Source organism: Nocardioides cavernaquae (assembly GCF_003600895.1).
GTDB classification, from domain to species: domain Bacteria; phylum Actinomycetota; class Actinomycetes; order Propionibacteriales; family Nocardioidaceae; genus Nocardioides; species Nocardioides cavernaquae.
In genome coordinates this window covers 745,459-765,280 of the sequence record NZ_QYRP01000002.1, presented here as the reverse complement: position 1 = coordinate 765,280, position 19,822 = coordinate 745,459, and the positions used below count along the sequence as shown (strand labels likewise).

General features: G+C 68.7%; 18 protein-coding genes. 9 read left to right on the top strand and 9 right to left on the bottom strand.

The genetic code is table 11. From position 1 onward, the window contains the following. The first annotated feature begins 116 nt into the window (after nt 1-116). Nucleotides 117-1,052 (top strand): hypothetical protein, encoded by a 936-nt coding sequence (locus D4739_RS03825; protein WP_120059336.1) that lies wholly within the window; start codon nt 117-119, stop codon nt 1,050-1,052. After that, nucleotides 1,049-1,819, top strand: coding sequence for a class I SAM-dependent methyltransferase (locus D4739_RS03820; protein WP_120059335.1), 771 nt, complete (start codon nt 1,049-1,051; stop codon nt 1,817-1,819). The genes D4739_RS03825 and D4739_RS03820 overlap by 4 nt, the downstream gene beginning before the upstream one ends. Before the next feature lie 24 nt (nt 1,820-1,843). Here D4739_RS03820 and D4739_RS03815 read toward each other — a convergent pair whose 3' ends face one another. After that, entirely contained in the window at nt 1,844-2,734 is an 891-nt protein-coding gene (locus D4739_RS03815) for an FkbM family methyltransferase (RefSeq protein WP_120059334.1), read from the bottom strand. 130 nt (nt 2,735-2,864) lie between these two features. Here D4739_RS03815 and D4739_RS03810 point away from each other — a divergent pair, with 130 nt between their 5' ends. Next, nucleotides 2,865-4,163, top strand: coding sequence for a polysaccharide pyruvyl transferase family protein (locus D4739_RS03810; protein ID WP_120059333.1), 1,299 nt, complete (start codon nt 2,865-2,867; stop codon nt 4,161-4,163). Here the strand turns inward: D4739_RS03810 and D4739_RS03805 are convergent. The 5 genes from D4739_RS03805 to D4739_RS03785 are packed head-to-tail and all read right to left on the bottom strand — an operon-like array spanning nt 4,144 to nt 9,970. Continuing rightward, nucleotides 4,144-5,421, bottom strand: coding sequence for an oligosaccharide flippase family protein (locus tag D4739_RS03805; RefSeq protein ID WP_120059332.1), 1,278 nt, complete (start codon nt 5,419-5,421; stop codon nt 4,144-4,146). The two genes, D4739_RS03810 and D4739_RS03805, sit on opposite strands and share 20 nt — an antisense overlap. Then, entirely contained in the window at nt 5,418-6,626 is a 1,209-nt protein-coding gene (locus D4739_RS03800; RefSeq protein WP_120059331.1) for a glycosyltransferase family 61 protein, read from the bottom strand. The genes D4739_RS03805 and D4739_RS03800 overlap by 4 nt, the downstream gene beginning before the upstream one ends. A gap of 16 nt (nt 6,627-6,642) precedes the next feature. Continuing rightward, nucleotides 6,643-7,665: a glycosyltransferase family 2 protein gene (locus D4739_RS03795; RefSeq protein ID WP_120059330.1), complete on the bottom strand. Its 1,023-nt coding sequence runs from the start codon at nt 7,663-7,665 to the stop codon at nt 6,643-6,645. A gap of 11 nt (nt 7,666-7,676) precedes the next feature. Continuing rightward, a complete protein-coding gene (locus D4739_RS03790) occupies nt 7,677-8,750 on the bottom strand; it encodes a glycosyltransferase family 2 protein (protein WP_120059329.1) in 1,074 nt (357 codons plus the stop codon). After that, on the bottom strand, nt 8,747-9,970 hold the full coding sequence (locus tag D4739_RS03785; protein WP_120059328.1) for a glycosyltransferase: 1,224 nt from the start codon (nt 9,968-9,970) through the stop codon (nt 8,747-8,749). The genes D4739_RS03790 and D4739_RS03785 overlap by 4 nt, the downstream gene beginning before the upstream one ends. A gap of 224 nt (nt 9,971-10,194) precedes the next feature. Here D4739_RS03785 and D4739_RS03780 point away from each other — a divergent pair, with 224 nt between their 5' ends. Continuing rightward, nucleotides 10,195-11,175, top strand: coding sequence for an NAD-dependent epimerase/dehydratase family protein (locus D4739_RS03780; RefSeq protein ID WP_238473508.1), 981 nt, complete (start codon nt 10,195-10,197; stop codon nt 11,173-11,175). A 48-nt stretch (nt 11,176-11,223) separates the two neighbouring features. Next, nucleotides 11,224-12,414 carry a glycosyltransferase family 4 protein gene (locus tag D4739_RS03775; RefSeq protein ID WP_120059326.1) on the top strand — a complete coding sequence of 397 codons (1,191 nt, stop codon included), beginning with the start codon at nt 11,224-11,226 and terminating at the stop codon, nt 12,412-12,414. Between the two features lie 173 nt (nt 12,415-12,587). On the opposite strand, the gene D4739_RS03770 is transcribed toward D4739_RS03775, so the two are convergent. Further along, nucleotides 12,588-13,538 carry a glycosyltransferase family protein gene (locus D4739_RS03770; protein ID WP_120059325.1) on the bottom strand — a complete coding sequence of 317 codons (951 nt, stop codon included), beginning with the start codon at nt 13,536-13,538 and terminating at the stop codon, nt 12,588-12,590. 138 nt (nt 13,539-13,676) lie between these two features. Here D4739_RS03770 and D4739_RS03765 point away from each other — a divergent pair, with 138 nt between their 5' ends. The 4 genes from D4739_RS03765 to D4739_RS03750 all read left to right on the top strand — a co-directional run bounded on the left by D4739_RS03765 (nt 13,677) and on the right by D4739_RS03750 (nt 16,864). Further along, nucleotides 13,677-14,750: a class I SAM-dependent methyltransferase gene (locus tag D4739_RS03765; RefSeq protein WP_120059324.1), complete on the top strand. Its 1,074-nt coding sequence runs from the start codon at nt 13,677-13,679 to the stop codon at nt 14,748-14,750. Nucleotides 14,751-15,150: 400 nt separating this feature from the next. Next, the gene (locus tag D4739_RS03760) at nt 15,151-15,597 is read left to right on the top strand and encodes a DUF4395 domain-containing protein (RefSeq protein WP_120059323.1); all 447 of its coding nucleotides are present in this window, start codon (nt 15,151-15,153) and stop codon (nt 15,595-15,597) included. Nucleotides 15,598-15,686: 89 nt separating this feature from the next. Beyond that, complete coding sequence (locus D4739_RS03755) at nt 15,687-16,535, top strand: sulfurtransferase (RefSeq protein WP_120059322.1); 849 nt, start codon at nt 15,687-15,689, stop codon at nt 16,533-16,535. Nucleotides 16,536-16,567: 32 nt separating this feature from the next. Then, nucleotides 16,568-16,864, top strand: coding sequence for a DUF1416 domain-containing protein (locus D4739_RS03750; protein WP_120059321.1), 297 nt, complete (start codon nt 16,568-16,570; stop codon nt 16,862-16,864). Between the two features lie 82 nt (nt 16,865-16,946). On the opposite strand, the gene D4739_RS03745 is transcribed toward D4739_RS03750, so the two are convergent. Both D4739_RS03745 and D4739_RS03740 read right to left on the bottom strand, forming a co-directional pair. Next, nucleotides 16,947-18,251, bottom strand: coding sequence for an O-antigen ligase family protein (locus D4739_RS03745; RefSeq protein WP_120059320.1), 1,305 nt, complete (start codon nt 18,249-18,251; stop codon nt 16,947-16,949). Between the two features lie 15 nt (nt 18,252-18,266). Continuing rightward, nucleotides 18,267-19,661 carry a tyrosine-protein kinase domain-containing protein gene (locus D4739_RS03740; protein ID WP_147384789.1) on the bottom strand — a complete coding sequence of 465 codons (1,395 nt, stop codon included), beginning with the start codon at nt 19,659-19,661 and terminating at the stop codon, nt 18,267-18,269. Nucleotides 19,662-19,822 lie beyond the last annotated feature (161 nt).

Sequence of the window (19,822 nt, the reverse complement as noted above, 5' to 3'; positions counted from 1 at the left end):
GGACTCCCCGGCGGTGAGGGCCGTTGCCTCGATAGGCTCGCCGTGACCGATCTCGTGGAGGAGGAATCCCTGTGTCGCTGAGGCATCACCCGTGGGTCTTGCGGCGGCGGAACCAGGTGCGCGAGCTCCGCGACCGACACGTCGACCCGACGCTGCGACAGCTCGCCCGCGTGCGTCGCCAGCTGCTCCGTGGCGAGGTCGACGTGCTGCTCCTCGGCGACTCGTCCTGCCTCTTCGGTGCGGCGGGTGACACTGACACGGCGATGATCCCGGAGCTGATCGCCCGCGAGCTCGGGGGTCTGCGGGTCGCGGCGATCTCCGGCGCCGGCTACAGCGCAAGGCAGCATGCGGAGTTCCTCCGCATCCTCGGCACGCTCCCGGTCCGCCCGCAGTACCTCGTCACCTCGGTTTGTGTGCGCACCGGCTGCTCGGTCCACGTGACCCAGCACCCGACGTACTCCTATGAGCTCACGCGCGTGCACCTCGCGCAGATCGACTCGGCTGCACGCCGTATCCGCTACGTGCACCGCAAGCCACGCACCGACCCGTCGGCGTACGACCGGTTCCATGCGCTGCCCGTCACGACTCGATGGGGTGGCGCGAGCACCATCGGTGCGTTCCGCGACCGGCTGAAGGGCCAAGGTCCGCCGCCGTGGCCGATCGAGCACGAGCGCGCGTTGTTCGACTACTTCCACGGTGAGGAGTACTCCTCCGAGACGCCCGGGATCGCCGACTGGGTCGAGTTCGGCCGCCAGGTCGCGGCGTACGGCGTTCCGACGGTCTCCTACCGCACCGCGGCGCCAATGGCGCGGGGAGAGCTGAACTTTCCCGGCGAGTTCGAGGCGCACGCGCAGTCCAACATCAAGCTGGTCGACGACGCGATCCGCTCGACCGCCGGCGCGGACTATCAGATCGTCGGCGGCGACCTCGACGACGTCGACTTCGCCAACGCGACGGACGCGACGGAGCACTTCTCCATCAGCGGCCGGCTCAAGCTGGCCCGCGCCATCGCCCGGGCCCTCATCCCACCACTTCCGGGAGATCAGACGTGACCTCGAACTCCGGCAGCCCGAGCTGCCCTGTCTGCGATGCCGCCATGGTGTTGTTCGACAACGCCCTGGTGCTCGGGAAGTACGACGCGGACTACCACCGCTGCACCGCGTGCGGCCTGATCGCGATCCTCGACCTGCCCTTCCTCGACGAGGCCTACGCGAGCGCGATCCACGACTGCGACTCGGGCCTCATGCGCCGTGCGCGCCTGATGACCCGGCTGACGTCGGCGATCATCCGGTTCGAGGGACTGACCGGTGGGCGCTTCCTCGACTTCGCGTCGGGCTACGGCACCTTCGTTCAGTTCATGCGCGAGGCGGCACACGACTTCTGGCAGTTCGACGAGTACGCCACGCCGGTCTTCGCGCGCCAGTTCCAGGACGACGGCCTTGGTCGCTATGACCTGGTCACCGCGTTCGAGGTCTTCGAGCACCTGCCCGATCCGCGGGGCCAGCTGGCCAAGCTCGCCGAGCGCACCGACCTGGTCTTCTTCTCGACCGAGCTCGTGCCCGAGCCCGCGCCGAAGGTCGGCGACTGGTGGTACTACTGGCCCGAGGTCGGCCAGCACGTCATCTTCCACACCGTCGAGTCGCTGCGCATCCTCGGTGAGTCACTCGGTTTCGAGGTGACCAGCAACGGCTCCAACTGGCACCTGTTCCACCGCAAGCCGCTCGACCCCCGCACCCGGCTGCTGTTCTCCTCCCGGCTCCACGGTGCCGCCCGCTCGAGCCGGCACCGGCTGTGGGCGCTGCGCCACCGCAACGGCTGAGGATCAGCTACCGGGGGAGACGGGTCAGAGGGTGTCGGGGACCAGGGCCGTGATCGCGGCGAGGCCGGAAGCGTCCTGGCCGTGGACGACGGCGACATCCCAGTACGCGCGCAGCTTGGTGTTGACCTCGTTGTCGAGCACCTTCGCCGCTACAGCGACGTCCTCGATGCCGATCCGGCCCACGGGAGCGCCGCCGTGGTCCCAGATCGCGACCTCGGTGTAGCCCAGGTCGGCAAGCGCGCTCCACACATCGGTCGGCTCGAAGCCGGCGATGCGGGAGAGGCGCTGGTCGTACTCGAAGAAGAGGACGGGGGAGAGATCGGCGAATTCGGCGGCCAGTGCGGGCACCAGCGCGACGTCGTACCCGTCGGTGTCGCTCTTGACCAGGCGGAGGTCGGCAGTCCACGGGTGGCGTGCGCGCAGCTCGGCGGGGGTCACACCGGACACGTCTGAGGTCGACGAGGAGGACTCGACGAAGCGGGCCGTGCCGCCTTCACGGACCACCGAGACGTTGGTCGACGCCGAGTTGTCGGGGATCAGCAGCGCGGGCTCGATGCGGCAGCGCTCGTCGTCGCCGACGTTGGTGCGCAGGTAGTCCAGGTAGTAGTCGTCGGCCTCGACGCAGATGAAGCGTGCGTCGGTCGCGTCGAGCACCTGGAGGGCGGAGTCGCCCACGTTGGCGCCGATGTCGATGACGACCACGGGTCCATCGGCGGGGGTGAGTGCCCGCGCCAGCTCGACGAGGTTCTGTCCGTAGACCGACCCGTCGCGGGTGTAGTCCGGGAGCCTGTGGGACCAGGGAAGGGTCATCTCGACGCCCTGCACGACCCGCACCACACGGCGATGGGGGAACCGGTCACGGATGGCCCACCCGGCCCGGCGCTTGAGTCGCTCGGCCTGGTGCGGAAGATTCATGTGCACCGGCACAGCATAGGAGGATCAGCGTGTCCTGTGTGGCCAGTTGGCGTGCCGACGCGGCGTTTGGATCCGCGCATCGTCGGTGTCCTCCAGCGTGCTAGCGTCCCGCCGACAGGAAGGTGTGACTGTGGTTGAGGTGCAGGCCCCCGTTGTCCTGGTGGGCGCGTTCGAGCGTGACAATTTTGGCGATCTCCTCTTTCCCATCGTGAGCCGCCGCTATCTCGGCGATGCGGCTTCCATCCTGGCGACGCCGGTCGCGGCCAGCACCCAGCAGATGCTGGGCGAGCAGGTCCACCGGTACGTCGACGTGGTGCGGAACGGCGCCGGCCCCCACCCGGTCTGGGTCGTTGGCGGCGAAGTTGGCGGCCCGCACGGCGAGCTGCGCCACCAGTCTGAGTTCGACGAGCAGGAGCAGGGCCTCAGCCGTTATGGGCAGGCCTACCTTCCCCGCATGTCGGCGCTCTCCGGCACGTCCTCAAGCGTTGCTGTCGTCAACTCGGTCGGGTTGCGCAACATGTCGCTGCTGATCGGCACCGCACGGCTTGAGGCAGTGACCGCGCTGCGCGAGCTGGATTACCTCTCCGTGCGTGATGCCGGGTCGGCGAAGCTGTTGTCGCGACTTGGCGTCGAGCATCGCCTCGCCCCCGACCTAATGCACTCGATCGCCGCGCACGTGCCGTCGCGGGCCATCTCGACGGACGCCTACGCGGTGGTTCAGGTCAACGAGGCATATCTCTCGCTCATCGGCCCCGAGGCACTGGCCGCTGCCCTGGCGGGCAGCCGGCACCTGGTTCCGCTTCACGTGCGTCTGCTGGCGGCGGGACTTGCGCCGGGACACGACTCCATCGAGCTGTACGAACAGGTGGCCCGGGAGTTCGAGCGTCAGGCAGGCGGTCGGACCATCGAGGTCCTGCGCGACAACGACCCGCTGGCCAAGGTGGCCACGATCGCGGGTGCCGACCTGATGGTGAGCACGTCACTCCACTGTGCAGTGATCAGCACGGCGTACGGGGTCCCGCGGGTGGCGCTGAGCAACGAGAAGCTCACCCACTACCTCAGGACCTGGGAGGAACCGGGTCCGGTCGATGTCGATCCTGATGACCTGGACGACGCCATCGGCCAGGCGCTTGCCCTGCGCGGCAGCGTCGGCGAGGCCGAGCGGTCCCGCAGCCTCGCTCAGCGTGCCGACGAGTCCGCACGGGCCGCCGCTGCTGCAGTCACCGCCGCAGCGCCCGATGGCCTGGCTGGGCAGCGGCGAGCCGTTGCCGCCACTCTGGCGGCCCGCAGCCAGTCCGGCCGGATGCGCGCCGCCGACCGGATGGTCCCGGCGTACCTCCATGCCCGGTTCCGCGGTCAGCAGATCAGCCGGATCAGCCGCAACCTGCGCGACCGGTCCCGGGCCTGGGTCAACGAGAGTCGGTCCTGAGGTCGGTCCGGCCAGTCCAGGAGACGGCTCGGGCCACTGCCAGGCATCCGGCCACCGATGCGATCGTGACGCCGATCGCGGCGCCGGTGAGGCCATCGAGGTGGGCGCCGATGGCCAGGGCGGCCACCAGCCCGGCGCTCGACACCAGCGAGATCACCGAGACAGCCCGTTCGCGGCCCTGCGCCGAAGCCGCAGCGGTGAAGATCAGCCGGATCGAGAAGGCGCTGTTGGCGATCAGCAGGATGCGGCTCGGCCACACCGTCGGGGCGAAGACCTCGCCGAAGAGGACGTTCACCAGCGGATCCATCAGCACCCACAGGATCACGATCACAGGCGCCATCAGCAGCAGCGCGCCGGCGGTCCATCGCCGCAGGAATGCCGCGGCCTCGGCGGGCGGGTACGCCGCCATGCGCGGGAGGACGGCGACCGCCAGGCGGCCGACGAGGAGGGCCGGCAGGGCGGCGATGGAGGACGCGATGGAGTACTGGCCGACGATCGCCGTGCCTAGCATGGCTCCCAGGATCAGGGTGTCGAGGCCGAGGCGGTCGAGCGTGCCGATGGAGGCGAAGTAGCCCCGCCTCGCGAAGCCGTGGACGTCCTTGGCGACCGTCAGGTCGGGTGTGGGATCGAGCGACGGGCGAAGGCCACGGGACATGATCGCCAGGGACAACAGTTGGCCCACGAGGAAGGTCCCGAGCACGACGACCGCGGGCGCCTGTCGCCAGAACACGAACAGGATGACGACCAGCCCCACGTAGCCGAAGGTGATCGCGAGGTCCGCGCGGTTGATGTACTTCAGGCCGTTCTCGCCGCGGACCATGGCGCGCAGCAGGCCGAGCACGGCACCGGTGAAGCAGATGAGGAAGGCCATCGCGGTCAGTGGCCAGACCGAGCCCGAGTCGCGCAGGAAGACGGCGGTGCACCCTGCCGCCGCCACTGCGGACACCGCCGACCATGCGATCCACCGCGGCAGGTGCCGCAAGACCAGGTCGCGTGCAGGACGGTGACGGCTCGCGACGGCCCGCGTGATGCCGGCTCCCAAGCTGTTCAGCGCCAACTGATTGCACACCAGAGCAGCAGCAAGAACGATCGCCAGCTGCCCGCGTCCGACGTCTCCGAGCATGCGCGCGAGCATCGGGCCCGAGAGCACGGTGACGGCCTGGGCGACCAGGCCGACGATCACGAGCCTCGCCGCATCGCTGCCCGCCAGCCTCCGGGCCTGGCCCCTGGCCTCGGTCAGCCGTCGTGCGGTGGTCATCCGGGTCTCCCGATCATGGACCTGATGGTTTCGATCACGCGCTCCGGCGGGATCGAAACATCGTCGTAGATTCCGAGCATCGGCTTCCCCGCCGGGTGGTCACCCTCGGCAGTCAGGTACTGGTAGTCGATGCAGTCGGTTGCCTCAGCGATGTTCCGCAATCCCAGATGCACGTACGACGCCGCGAAGAGCTCGAGCACCTTCGCGCCGGGCGGGCAGAAGGTGATGTTCGTGAGGCCCGCGCCATGTGGCCCGACCACGATTTCGGCGCCTGCGAAGTGGTCGATCTGCTGCTGCACACTCAGCGTGCCAGGGTCCACCACGACGAATTCGTTCTTCTCGAGCCAGGGCCTGAGAGCTGCTTCCTCGACGTACCGCCGAGTGCCGGGCTTGTTGCCACGGGTGACGAAGAGTCGGCGAGGGGTGTCGCCGTTGCCAGTGGCAGGCAGCCTCTTGCGAAGCCACGAAACTGCGGAGCGCGGGGCATCGAGGGCCTGGTTGGGCGTGCTCGGCACCAGCAGCCGGTCGGCGGTGAACGTGTGGTTGGCGCGCGGCTGCAACCAGGGTCCTTCGATGCCCGCGAGCTCCAGCAGCTGCTTCTGGTAGCGGGTCGCGTGCGGCACGATCACCGCGTCGATCTGCGTCCCCGCCAGGGACTCCTCGAAGACGCCGTAGCGCGCGATCGCGTCGTACATGAAGTGGTAGTAGTTGGCCGCAGCGCCGCGGGTGGTCAGGCTCAGGACCGTGCCGGGGACGTGCTCCACGGTGCCCAGCGTGGGGCGCAGGAAGACCGGGTGCTCGCGCCACGAGGAGAGGCCGAAGTAGCCGCTGGTCTGGTAGTCGAGCCGCTTCTTCGGGGTGGTGGTGGCGCCGAAGTCGCCGGTGATCCGGCCGCCCGCGATCTCGAGGGTGTAGCGGGCGGGGACGGTCGCGTCGCGGCCGCCGGTGAAGACCCAGTGGTCGGCCGGGGTGCCGGTGACGGCGCTGCGGTGGATCGTCTCGGCGGGACCACCGTGGTGCACGGTCACCGTGCCGGGCTCACGTCGTGCGGTCTCGACCGATGTCTCGGTTGCTCGGGTCGGGACGCCGCGGTCGCCGAACAGGAACGAGGTACGCCGGAAGACGAGGCCGGCGAGCAGCGTGAGCAGCCGGTGCAGTCGCTTGAACAACGGCCAGTAGGGCTGGAGTCGCGTGGGGAGCGCCATGTCTGCCTGCCCGTTCTCAGCGCGCCAGGATCTTGCGCACGAAGCGCCAGATCAGCGGCTGGGTGATGACCTTGCGGACGATGGCGCGCATCCACAATGGACGGATGACCTTGCGGACGACGCGGGAGAGCCGGCCGTCGATGCGGAGCAGGACCAGCTCGAGCTCGGCCTGCACGTCCTTGTTCAGCTCGACTGCGGGCGGGTGGACCAGCGGGAACGGCATCGGCTCCGCGGGTGTCGGTGCCTTGGCGGACCGGGTGTGGGTGGCGCCCTCGCCGTAGCCGTCGTTCTCGATCGTGTTGTAGGCCGGCGTTGCGCAGAGACCGCCCTCCGACATGATCGTCACCCAGTAGTGGTGGTCCCAGCCGCGCGAGTCACCGTCGGTGTCGACGGCCACGTTGCTGAAGTGCTCGAAGGCCTTGTCGGTGACCAGTGCCTCGCGGCGGGGGATCGCGGGTGTTGGGCGGGTGGCATCGGCCGTGCGAGGTGTCGAGTTGACCCGCTCCTCGGCGCCGGCGTGGTCACGGGGGAACAACGCGCGGTGCGCCTGCCAGCGGTCGGCCCAGGTCGCCCAGCCCCAGACGCTCGCCCAGCTGGCGAAGTCGTAGCTGCGGCCCTGGAACATCCGGCGCGGCACCAGCTTGTTGTCCCCGGCGATCAGCCACACCCTCTTCTCCTCGCGATAGCGGGAGAGGAGGTCCTCGCAGTAGGCGAAGAAGGAGGGGTCGGCGATGCAGTCGTCCTCGAGCACGATCGCGCGGTCGACCTGCGAGAAGACCCAGTCCAGACCGAGCTCGACGTTGGCCTCGAGGCCGAGGTTCCGCTCGGCGTACTTCGTGTGGATGGTGCAGTCCCAGTCGACCTCGCGCAGGACCGCGTGGACGGCCTCGCACTGGGCGGCCTCCTCGGGGCGGCCCGGGCGCGGCCCGTCGGCGATCACGAAGAGCTCGGTCGGCTGGACCTTCCGCAGGGCGTCGATGTTGCGACGCGTGACCTCGGGTCGCCGGAAGACGATGAGGACGACGGGGGTGCTGAGCACGTCGATGGCTCCTAGCCGTTTTCGTTGCCGGGCTGGTCGCCGGACTGGTTGCCGGACTGGGGGGAGGTCCCGCGATCGCGCAGTCGTGAGGCGGCCCGGGCGGCCCGGACCGCGGTCTTGCTGTCGGCCATCCTACGAAGGACGCGACGGGCGCGAGGTGACCTGACGAGCCTCCGTGCCACACGTGCCGCCCGGCCGCCGACGCGGTTGAGCAGCAGCTCGAGCTCGCGCTCGACCTCGGTGTCGACCGCGACCGTCGTCGGGTGCTGCAGGGGGAAGGTCATCGCGTGCGCGGGGTCCATCTCGCGCTCCACGACGCCGTGCGTCGCGTCCGCGCCGAAGCCGACGTTCTCGACCAGGTTGACCGCGGGGGAGACGGCCAGCCCGCCCTCGCTGATCATCGTGATCCACCACTGCTTGTCCCAGCCGTGGGTGATCACGTCGCCGGAGGTCGAGGCTTCCTCGAAGTGCTTGCGGGCACTCCTGGTGACCAGCGCACCTGGCCTCGCGGCGTACGACGTCGTGCGGATCGGCACGATGCCGCTCTTGCCGATGTGGGTCCGGGGAAACACCTCGCGGTGCCGCTGCCAGCGGTCTGCCCAGGTCGCCCAGCCCCACACGCTGGCCCAGCTGCTGAAGCGGTAGCTGTCCTCGCCGAAGAGGGTGCTCGGAACCCCGTGGCTGTTGCCCGCGATCTGCCACACGCGTGTGTCGGTGCGGTAGCGGTCGAGCAGCTCCTCGGCATAGCCGAAGAACGTGGGGTCGGGGACGCAGTCGTCCTCGAGCACGATCGCTTCGGCCACCTGGGTGAAGACCCAGTCCAGGCCGGTCTCGACATTGCCCTCGCAACCGCGGTTCTCGTCGGAGGCGCGGACGCTGACCGTCGTCCAGTCGATGGCGTCGACGAGCGCGCGCACCTCGGCGCACTTGGGGGCGTCGTCGGGCCGGTCCGGCCGGGCTCCGTCGAGTACGACGAAGAGCTGGTCCGGCGCTGCTGCCCTGATGGCTTCGAGGGTCCGCGCGGTGTGCTGCGGGCGGTTGAACGCGATCAGCGCGATCGGAACCTTCCTGGCGGGGGTCTTCATCGCTTCTTCCCCTTGCTGGGCCGGTTGTTGGGCCGGTTGCCGGGCCGGTTGCTGGGCCGGGCGCTGACGAGGTCGGTGAGGGCGGCATGGGTGACCTCGATGCAGCGCCTCCAGGTGAACTCGGCCGCCCACTTCTCGGCGGCGTCGAGCTGCTCGTCGCTGGTCTCCATCGCCTGCTCGATCGCCTCCGCGAGTGCTGACGGGGTCCAATCGGTGGTGACAGCTGCGTGGCCGCCGGCGACCTCGACCAGCCCGGCATCGGGGGCGATGACGAGCGGCTTGCGCAGCGTCTGCGCCTCAACGACCGGCAGGCCGAATCCCTCGAAGTCACTGGGGAAGACGACCATCGACGCGTCCGCGAACGTCCGCTGGAACTCCTCGTCGGGCAGGAACTTCGACAGCGTGATCTCGTCGGTGAGGCCGTGGTTCTCGATGGACTCGGTGAGCCCCGATCGCAGCTCGCCGGAGACGCCGAGGAACGTCAGCGGAGGCACGTCGACTCCGCGGGCCCGCAGCAGCGCCCAGGCGTCGATGACCAGCTGGGGGTTCTTGTTGGTGTGGTGCGCGAACGCGATCGCCGGCCGTCTTTCCGTTGACACGTCGCGAGGTTCGCCATCGTTGACCTCTCGGCCCGCCATCGTTGACGGCTCGCCGCGCCAGACCTGACCTTTCGGCGGGGTGGAGGTGGAGGTGGGCCAGGCGCGGGCGTGGTCGCCGCCGAGGTAGGCAACGGTGCCGGGCTTGGCAGCAGTGTCGGGGTGGAGGCGGTGCAGGTCGTCGAGGCTGCGCTGCGAGATCGACAGGAACCCGTCCGCCAGCGAGTAGGCCCGCTCGTAGGAGACCTTGCGCAGCAGGCGCCGGCCCCGGCTGAACTGGTGCGGCAGGATCTCGGCACGCAGGTCGAGGATGACGACGGCCAGGGCTGCGTCCGATCGGCGTACGTCGGTGGTCGGGGCGGTCGCGAGCACGACATCGGGCGCGACGGACTTGATCATCCGGTGCATCGCGGTCGCCTGGATCCACGGACGGCTCAACGCGTCGGGCCGGCCCACGGCGTACTCGTGGCGGGTCAGGCCGGGCGTGGCGAGGGTGGAGCCCGCGCGGAGCGCGACGTGGACCTCGTCCTCGGGGTGCGCATCGGCCCAGCCGAGCAGCAGGTGCTCCACGTAGGTGCGGATCCCGCCGTACTCGGCGCACATCGCGTCGATGACGACCCTCACGCGACGCCCCTTCCCGGATTGGCCTTACCCCGTTGGCCCCCGCCCGGCCGGAGCATAACGAGTCCGGACGTCCGTCTGGCGCCGATCCGAGTGAAGCAGGCATTCCTTTGGGACGAATTGCCGGGTCGCCGAGCGGCGCTGAGATTGCGACGTTACGCTTTCCGCAGGTTCGCGTTGGGACCTGTCGGCGGGGGTCGGTTTACTCGGAAATGACAAGGATCGCTGTGAGTTCTCGAGACGTTGACGTTCTGGTTGCCGGTGGCGGCGGCTTCATCGGCGGTCACCTGGTGGCCGACCTCCTCAAGCAGGGGCTGACCGTTCGCTCGGTCGATGTGAAGCCGCTCGACCAGTGGTACCAGGTGCACGAGGGCGTGCAGAACGTCCAGGCCGACCTGTCGCTGCGCTCCGATGCGTTCGAGCAGACGGCCGGTGCTCGCGAGGTCTACATGCTGGCTGCCGACATGGGCGGCATGGGCTTCATCGAGAACAACAAGGCAGCGTGCATGCTGACCGTTCTCACCTCGACGCACATGCTGGAGGCGGCCAAGGCCGCTGAGGTCGAGGGCTACTTCTACTCCTCGTCCGCGTGTGTCTACGCCGCGGACAAGCAGACCGACGCGCACGTGACCGCGCTCAAGGAGTCGGACGCCTACCCGGCGCTCCCCGAGGACGGCTACGGCTGGGAGAAGCTCTTCTCCGAGCGCATGGCCCGCCACTTCCTCGAGGACTTCGGCCTGCAGACCCGCGTCGCCCGCTACCACAACGTCTACGGCCCCGAGGGCACCTGGACCGGCGGCCGCGAGAAGGCTCCGGCCGCGACCTGTCGCAAGATCGCCGAGGCGGTGATCTCCGGCAACCACGAGATCAGCATCTGGGGCGACGGCGAGCAGACCCGCTCGTTCATGTACGTCGACGACTGCGTCAAGGGCTCGCAGATGGTCCTGCACGGCGACTCGGCGGTGCCGGTCAACGTCGGCTCGTCCGAGCTGATCTCGATCAACGACCTCTACACGATGGTCGAGGAGTTCGCGGGCATCAAGTGCAAGCGCAACTACCAGCTCGACGCGCCGCAGGGCGTCCGTGGTCGCAACTCCGACAACACCCTCGTCCAGGAGATCTACGGCTGGGAGCCGTCGATCACCCTGAAGGAAGGCATGGAGAAGACCTACCGCTGGGTCTACGACCAGGTGAAGGCCCAGGGTTGATCGGGTCCGGGCTGATCGGGCCAGAGTCAATTCAGGCAGGCTGATCTCTTGAAGATCCTGGTCCACGACCACAGCGGACACCCCTTCCAGGCCGAGCTGAGCCGCGAGCTCGCGCGCCGCGGCCACGAGGTCACTCACTCGTATGTCGCGGGCTACGTCTCCGGCAAGGGTCGCCTCTCGGCGGTCCCCGGGGAGTCGATCACGTACGTCGGCATCGGCGGCGACGCGAAGATCGAACAGGGCGCCTACGCCAAGCGGCTCGGGCGCGAGGTCCTCCGGGGTTTCCAGCTGGTGCGCCACGTGCGCCAGGTCAACCCCGACGTCGTGATGCTGTCCAACGTGCAGATCCCGACCATGGTGATCTTCGCGGCGATCATGGCTGTGCTCCGCCGCCCGTGGATCCTGTGGCACCAGGACATCTACGCGATCGCGCTGCGCAAGCTCGCCGGCACGAAGCTGTCTTCGAAGTTTCGTGTTGTGGCGTGGATGTTCTGGCAGGCAGAGCGCTGGTGCTCGCGGCGTGCGGCTGCCGTGGTCGTCATCGCCGACTCCTTCGTGCCAGTGCACGAGCTGTGGGGGACCGCTGACAAGACGACCGTCATCCCCAACTGGGCGCCGGTCGACGAGATCACCCCGCGCTCGCGGGACAACGAGTGGTCTGCACTGCAGGGGCTCACGTCCAAGCCGCGCCTGGTCTATTCCGGCACGCTCGGGCTCAAGCACAACCCGCACCTGCTGACGCGCCTTGCTGCTGCCGTCTCGGCACTGGGCACCGAGGTCGACCTGGTCGTCGTGACGGCGGGGGCGGCTGAGCCCGTGCTCCGCTCGGACGCTGCTGCCCTGGGCGTGGACCTGACGCTGTTGCCGTTCCAGCCCTACGAGTCGCTGCCCGACGTGCTCGGCGCGGGTGACGTCCTGGTCGTCCTCCTCGAGGCCGACGCCGGTGCCTTCTCCGTGCCGTCCAAGACGCTCTCCTACCTCTGCGCGGGACGTCCGATCATCGGGTTCGTGCCGTCGGAGAACCTCGCCGCTCAGCTGATCGAGGAGACCGGTGGCTGCGTGCTGTCGCCGGAGGAGTCCTCGGTCGCCGCCGGAGCCGAGTGGGTCCGCGACCTGTTGGCCGACCCGGCCCGGGCCGCGCAGGTGGGCAAGGCGTCACGTGCGCTGGCCGAGCGCGAGTTCGAACTGTCCGGCTGTGCCGACAGGTTCGAGAAGATCCTCATCGCCGCCGCTCGCTGACCGTCCCCCGTTGACACGGCCCAACTTCGGTGTCGACACGGCGCGACTTGGGTGTCGACGCGGCGCGACTTCGGCTGTCGACACGGCGCGACTTCGGCTGTCCTGCCCAAGTTGCGCCGCGTCGACCTCGATCTTGCGACGTGTCGACGTCGAAGTTGCGACGTGTCAACGGGCTAGCGGCGGGTGCAGAAGCGGGCGGTCCGGGGGCGCACGTCCTCGAAGCGCCCGAGGTTGCCGCGCAGGCCGTCGTAGACCGCGGCCAGCGTGGCGACGACCTTCTGCGCCTTGCGGTCCTCGAAGCGCAGCACCAGCAGGACCTGCTGCAGCGCGAACCGGAGCGCGCGGGCGGCCTGGCGCGGCGGGAAGTACTCACGCAGCGTGAAGAGGTAGTTGCGCGCCCGGTAGTAACAGCGCTCGGCGTGGTGGTTGAAGGTGAACTTCTCTCCGTGCACCGAGATGTTGCCGGTCGTCTGGTCGAGGGTGACGCGCGTGTTCGCAAAGCTGGGTACGCCGCGGGCCCACCCGCGCAGTCCGTACTCGATGTCGACGGACTCGATGAAGAAGTCCTCGCGGAACTCGCCCAGGACCCGGAAGGCCTCCGCCGAGAACGCCGAGCCCGACGAGATCAGGAACTCGACCGGCGTCAGCCCGTCGACCTCGGGGACCTCGAAGCCGGGATTCGTCGGCGGCATCAGCGGCATCAGGTTGCCCGCGCGCGTCTCGTGGATCCGCGGGCCGACCAGGAACGGCGTACCCCGCAGCGGGGCGCAGTCCGCCGCCATCCGCTGGCAGAAGGAGTCGTCGATCGTGGAGTCCTGGTCGAGCAGGAAGACCAGCTCGACGCCGCGCTCGAGCAGCAGCTCCGTGCCGCGGTTGTAGGCACCGGCGAGGCCGCCGGCGTTGCGGTTGTCGACCACGTCGACCCCCGCCGCGCGGAACTCGTCGTGCAGCGCGAGATCCGGCTCGGGAGTGTTGTCGACCGCGACGATCGCGTCGCACTGCGACCGGGCCGCGCGGAGGTTCTCCACGTGCTGGGAGGTCGGGCGGAAGAGCACGAAGATGAGTCCGTACGACGAGTCCGGGGCGTTCGCCGGAACGTGTGGGGTACCTGTCATGTCGGACACGGGAGAACGGTACTGTGGCCGCGCTGTCACCGATCGCGATGCCCCTCGGGCCCGTTGCGGTCGTGGCTGGCGGGGGACCCACGCACCACCAGTTTTGCCCTAGACGAGTTCTCCAGAGTTGCGGAATCCGAGGCAGAGATGACGAATGTGGCCGGTTCGATCCGTTCCCGCCTGAAGCGGGCCGACGTCACGCCGATGCGCGCGTGGGTGAAGCAGCGGGTGCAGCTGCGGCTGGCACGCGCCGGCTACCTCGTGACGAAGATCGACGACGATGGTCTGCGCTACTTCGAGGTGTCGCACGACAGCGACGTGCCGCTGCCCCCGGGAGCGGAGGAGACCCTGCGCCAGGACAACCCGCGGCTCACCGAGCTGCGCGAGGCCTACAACGCGCTGGAGTACCCCTCCGCGGTGCCGACGCAGTGGAACGACACCTTCCTGTCCAAGAACCTCTCGCTGGCCTGGTTCCGCGGCGACAACGCCTACGTGTGGCAGCTGCGCCTGTTCACGAGCAGCGCCCGCACGCGCAACTACCTGGCCATGCTCGACGTCGCCTCGCGCGACAAGCTCGGCCTGATGGGCAAGCTCAAGGAGGACGGCCTCTTCGGTGCGTTCACCTTCCTCTTCGGCGACCGCGAGCCGGTCAGCCGTGACCTGCTCGACAGCGTCAACGAGATCAACTACCTCAACGAGCTGACCGGGCTGGCCGATCTCGAGGCGCCCACCGTGCTCGACATCGGTGCTGGCTACGGCCGTCTCGCGCACCGCATGTCGGAAGCGCTGCCCAACCTCGCGGCGTACGACTGCACGGACGGTGTCGCGGTCTCGACCTTCCTGTGCGAGTACTACACCGGCTTCCGCGAGCTGCCGGACACCGTGCGCGTCGTGCCGCTGTCGGAGATCGAGAAGTTGCGCGACTCCTACACGGTCGCGGTCAACGTGCACTCGTTCTCCGAGCAGTCCCACGCGTCGATCCGCTGGTGGCTCGACCGCATCTCCGAGCGCGACATCGAGTGGCTGCTGATCGTCCCGAACACCGAGGGCGAGCTGCTCTCGACCGAGGTCGGCGGCGAGCGGGAGGACTTCCTGCCCGACGTGCTGGCCGCGGGCTACGTCCTCGAGGACAACCGGCCCGTCTACCAGTCCGACGAGCTGCGCGAAATGATCGGCGTCGGCGACGAGTACTTCCTGTTCCACAAGACCGCCAAGGCCTGACCCCTTTTCGTTGACACGGCGCTACCTCGACCTCGAGAAGGCGCCGTGTCGACGTCGAAGTTGCGCCGTGTCGACGGTTGGGCACGCTCAAATCCCGCTCAGATCCCAATATTCGGACACGTGTCTCGGATATTGGGATCCGCGTTTGAGGGGGCAGTCCGGCCGCCCCTACGCTGTCCGCATGTTCACGACCCTGCTGACCAAGCGCCGCGCGGTGGATCACATGCGCGTCCGCTCGTCGCTGTGTCGAATGTCCTGACGGGGCGTCCCCCTATTTTCTTGCGGCCATCTGAGCGCCGCAGCAGGACGTCTCGCTCCCTCTGGGGGAGCTCGCTTTCGAACCATCCGTGACGCGAACCGTCCGCCTGCTCGACGAGCACGGGGCGATCAGGAGACAGACATGAGCACCAACAAGATCGATCCGCGGGGGCCGCAGTTCACTGCCGCCCTGACCGCGGTCGTGCTTGCCGCCGTCCTGCTGCTGGCGCCCTCTGCCGCAGCGGTGGCACTGCTGGCAGTGCAGGCCGGATTCTTCGCGCTGGGCGCCGTCCGCGGCATCCAGCACACCCCTCACGCATGGGTGTTCCGCACCGTGGTCCGGCCGCGACTCTCCCCTCCGACCCACCTCGAGGACGCCGCGCCGCCGCGCTTCGCCCAGGCCGTCGGCCTGGCGTTCGCGGTGGCCGGCCTCCTCGGCTATCTCCTCGGCAGCGAGATCGCGGGCGCGATCGCTGTCGGGTTCGCCCTGACCGCCGCGTTGCTCAACGCGGTGTTCCGGTTCTGCCTGGGCTGCGAGATGTACCTCGTGCTCAAGCGCCTGACCGCCCGCACCGCACAGCCCATCTGAACAGCCCATCTGAACAGCACCGCAGAACTGAAATCACACCCCGCCCCGGGTGGCCGCAGACGGCCCCCGGACATCCGAAAGGTAGAACCATGGCTCGCGAAGACGTGCTCGTCACCGCCCAGTGGGTCGAGGACAACCTCGACAACCCCCAGGTCGTCCTCATCGAGGTCGACGAGGACACCGCGGCGTACGACCGCAGCCACATCCGTGGCGCGATCAAGCTCGACTGGACCACGGACCTCCAGGACCAGGTCCGCCGGGACTTCGTCAGCAAGGAGCAGTTCGAGGCGCTCCTGTCCGACAAGGGTGTCGCCAACGACTCCACCGTCGTGCTCTACGGCGGCAACAACAACTGGTTCGCGGCCTACGCCTACTGGTACTTCAAGCTCTACGGTCACCAGGACGTCAAGCTCCTCGACGGCGGCCGCAAGAAGTGGGAGCTCGACGCCCGCGAGCTGACGGACGAGCCGGTGAAGCTCGACGCCACGTCGTACACCGCTTCCGAGCAGGACCTGTCGATCCGCGCCTTCCGTGACGACGTCGTCGCCGCCATCGGCGTGCAGAACCTCGTCGACGTGCGTTCCCCCGACGAGTACGCCGGTCGGCTGCTCGCCCCGGCCCACCTCCCGCAGGAGCAGGCCCAGCGCGCCGGCCACGTCCCCACCGCCGCCTCCGTGCCGTGGTCGAAGGCTGCCAACGACGACGGCACCTTCCGCTCCAACGAGGAGCTCAAGGAGATCTACACCGAGGCCGGCGTCGACTGGACCAAGGACACGATCGCCTACTGCCGCATCGGTGAGCGCTCGTCGCACACGTGGTTCGCGCTGCAGGAGCTGCTCGGTGAGCCCAACGTCAAGAACTACGACGGCTCGTGGACCGAGTACGGTTCGCTCGTGGGCGTCCCGATCGCGCTCGGCGACGAGCGCGGCGAGGCCTGAGCAAACCCCCCTTCTGAGGAGAAGACAGACACATGTGTGGAGCAACTGAGGGCGGTCTGCCGCTCGACGGCATCAACACCAAGATCGAGGCCATCATCCAGGGCCAGGTGACCAAGGGCGGCTCGCCCGTCTCCGTCGCCTACGTGCGACTGCTGGACAAGAGCGGCGAGTTCACCGCCGAGGTGCCGGTTTCCGCGACCGGTCACTTCCGGTTCTTCGCCGGCAACGGCGAGTGGACCCTGCGCACCCTGGCGCCCGGTGCCGAGACCGTCGACCGCACGGTCGTCGCCGCCGTCGGCTCGATCGCCGAGGTCGAGATCGCTCTCTGACCCGTCAGAGCGCAAGCTGGCCCGCTGTCCCCTCGGGGGCAGCGGGCCAGCTTGTTTGCTGTGGACTCACGGGGCGTTGAGGTCAGCGCAAGGGGTGGGCCGGCGTCGCGCTGCTGCCGGAGACCTCAGCGGACTCAGCGCCCTCGGTCGGGCCACGTGAGGGTGCCAGTGCGGCAAGCAGGACGAAGCTCATCGGAACCCAGGCAACCCGGTCGAAGAGCAGCGGTTCGGTGAGCCCGATGGCGAGGTAGGCCAGTGCGACATAGCCGAACCGGCGGTACGGCGAGTTGCCGAAGAGCGGCGAGATGAAGGCGCAGAGCATCACCAGCCACGCGGCAAAGCCGAGGACGCCGATGGCGATCGGCACCTGCAGGAAGATGTTGTGATAGCTGAGGTTGCCTTCGAATCCGGATCCGGCGATCGGGCTGTCGAGGAACCGATGCCAGCCGTCGCTCAGCTTGTCGCGGCGGATGTCGTTGGAGCCTGACGCTGTCGGATCCTTGCCGAGCAGGCGCCCGAGGGCCGAGCCCTCGGCGACCGAGGCGGCGATCAGGCCGAGCAGGGGCACGAGGCCGATCGTGATTCCGAACAGCAGGTACGCCGAGACGGCAGACCGCTCGAAAAGCGGGTACACGATGGCGATCGCGATGATGGCCAGCAGGCAACCGCGCGAGCCACTGAGATAGACCGAGGCGCCTGAGAGCGCGCCCGCGCCGAGGATCACCGTGCGCCAGAGCCGCGTGGTGGCGACACCGTGGAGGAACGGGCACAGGGTCAGCGCGATGACGCCGCCGACCCCCAGGTAGTTGGAGTGGTAGGTGAGGCCGTCGTACCTGCCGCTGGCGTCGGCGCCCTCGCCCAGAGCGACCAAGGCGCTCAAGACCTGGCCGGCAACGAAGGCCGAGGCCAGCGTCACCAACTGCCGGTGCTCGGGGGAGTAGAGGCTGAAGAGCAGGGGAAGGATGACGACCGCGGCCAGGAAGAAGCCGCTCAGGTAGGCGCTCTTGCCGGCGTTGGCAGCGACCAGGGACGAGGCGACAGACATGACCACCACGCCGAGCGCACCTGCCGCGAAGAGCGACGGGACGCGGGCGCGGTTGCGCAGGAGCCGGGGGAGCAGGAGTCCGAACCCGAGAACCAGCAGGATGTCCGACCAGGCGAAGGACGGTGAGACGAGCGGGCGGAAGGCGTTGATCGGGGTGAGGAAGACGCCGATCAGCACCAGGAAGGCGCCGAGTCGCTCCGGTCCGAGGGCGACGACCAGGAGCAGCCCGATCGCCAGCACCACCGCGAAAAGCATTGCGATCGTGTTGACGAAGGTGAGCGCCACCAGCGCCAGCGCGGCAACGGCGCCGACGATGTTGAGGAGGATGCTCTTGGTGTCCATGAAGGGGCGCTGGGGTCAGCCCTTGCCGCGGCCGGCTGAGCGCTTGCCGCCGCTCGGCTGCGACTCCTCGGCGTAGTAGTAGTAGTAGTAATTCATCTGGCCGAACCGCTTCGGGACCATGTTGAGCACGACGCCGAAGGTCCGCGCGCCGACCGTGTTCAGTCGCGTGGCCGCACCTTCGAGCTGGTCGCGGGTGGTCTTGCCGTGGCGGGTCACGATGATCGCGCCGTCGGTGGCGGTCGCGAGGATGGCGGCATCGGCGACGGGCAGCAGCGGCGGCGCGTCGATGATCACCATGTCGTAGGTGTCGCGGAGCTTGCCCAGCAGGTCGTGGGTGGCCTTGGCCTGCAGGATCTCCGACGGGTTCGGCGGGGTCGGGCCGCTGGCGAGCACGAAGACGCCGGACGCCTCGTGCTTCTGCACGCTCTCCTCGATCTTCGTGCGCCCGACCAGGACGGTCGTGAGGCCGATCGAGCCCTCGAGGCCGAGCAGTGCCGCCACACGCGGACGACGGAGGTCACCGTCGACCAGGAGCACGCGTCGGCCGGCCTGGGCGAGCGCAACGGCGAGGTTGGTCGCGGCGGTCGTCTTGCCCTCGCCCGACACGGACGACGTGATGACGATGGACCGCGGCGGGTGGTCGAGGTCGAGGAACTGCAGGTTGGTGCGCAGCAGGCGGAACGCCTCGGCCCGCGGGGAGAACGTCGTGAGGTCGGTCAGGAGTGGGTCCTTGGCGACGGACGGGTCCAGGCCGATCGCGGCCATGATCGGGACCTGCGTGGCCTTGTCGACGTCCTCGGCCGAGGAGACGGTCTGGTCGAGCAGCTCGCGGGCGACAGCGACAGCCGTGCCGAGTGTCAGGCCGATCAGCAGGGCGACGACGGTGTTGAGCACGGTGCGGGGCGCAACGGGGTTCGCGTTGAACGTCGCAGGGTCGGTGATCGTCGGGAGGATCTGCGAGACATCGGAGGTCGAAGGCGTCTCGAGCTCCTGCAGGAACTCAACGAGCTGGTCGGCCTCGGCGTTGGCGATCTCCTGGGCCCGCTTGGCGGAGGTGTCCGTCACGGTGATCTGGAGGATGACGGTCGACGTCTCGACCTCGGCCTTCACCTTCTCGGCCAGCTCCGACGCGGTCATGTCGAGGTCCAGGTCGTCGACGACGCGCTGGAGCAGGACGCGGTGGTTGGCCAGCTCGGCGTACGACGCGATGCGCTGGCTCGCGTAGAGCGTGGCGGCGTACTGGTCCTGCAGCGTCGAGGTGTCGGACGTGACGTAGATCTTCGTCTTCGACTCGTAGGTGGGCGTGGTCGTCAGCGAAAGGGCGAGACTCCCGAACGTGGCGATGAGAGCCAGCGCCACGATGGTCTTCCAGCGACGACGGAGCGTGCGGAACAGTTCCTTGAAGTCCACGTTCAACCTTTTCCGAGGTGAGACGGATGCCGAGTCACGCAGAGTTTAGACACGCGCGTGTCCTTCTGATGCGGCAGGCGCGGATCGGCGCACGATGTGACGCCCGTCGCAGGCTGGTTTCACGGTTGTCGGGACGACCGTGACTCAGTCGCCCTACATTC

Coding starts and splice junctions, on each gene's coding strand:
- D4739_RS03815 (WP_120059334.1), bottom strand. CDS start 2,734: ATGAATCTTCCGCACCAGGCCGAGCGACTCAAGCGCCGGGCCGGGTGG.
- D4739_RS03790 (WP_120059329.1), bottom strand. CDS start 8,750: ATGAAGACCCCCGCCAGGAAGGTTCCGATCGCGCTGATCGCGTTCAAC.
- D4739_RS03765 (WP_120059324.1), top strand. CDS start 13,677: ATGACGAATGTGGCCGGTTCGATCCGTTCCCGCCTGAAGCGGGCCGAC.
- D4739_RS03755 (WP_120059322.1), top strand. CDS start 15,687: ATGGCTCGCGAAGACGTGCTCGTCACCGCCCAGTGGGTCGAGGACAAC.
- D4739_RS03805 (WP_120059332.1), bottom strand. CDS start 5,421: ATGACCACCGCACGACGGCTGACCGAGGCCAGGGGCCAGGCCCGGAGG.
- D4739_RS03760 (WP_120059323.1), top strand. CDS start 15,151: ATGAGCACCAACAAGATCGATCCGCGGGGGCCGCAGTTCACTGCCGCC.
- D4739_RS03745 (WP_120059320.1), bottom strand. CDS start 18,251: ATGGACACCAAGAGCATCCTCCTCAACATCGTCGGCGCCGTTGCCGCG.
- D4739_RS03800 (WP_120059331.1), bottom strand. CDS start 6,626: ATGGCGCTCCCCACGCGACTCCAGCCCTACTGGCCGTTGTTCAAGCGA.
- D4739_RS03750 (WP_120059321.1), top strand. CDS start 16,568: ATGTGTGGAGCAACTGAGGGCGGTCTGCCGCTCGACGGCATCAACACC.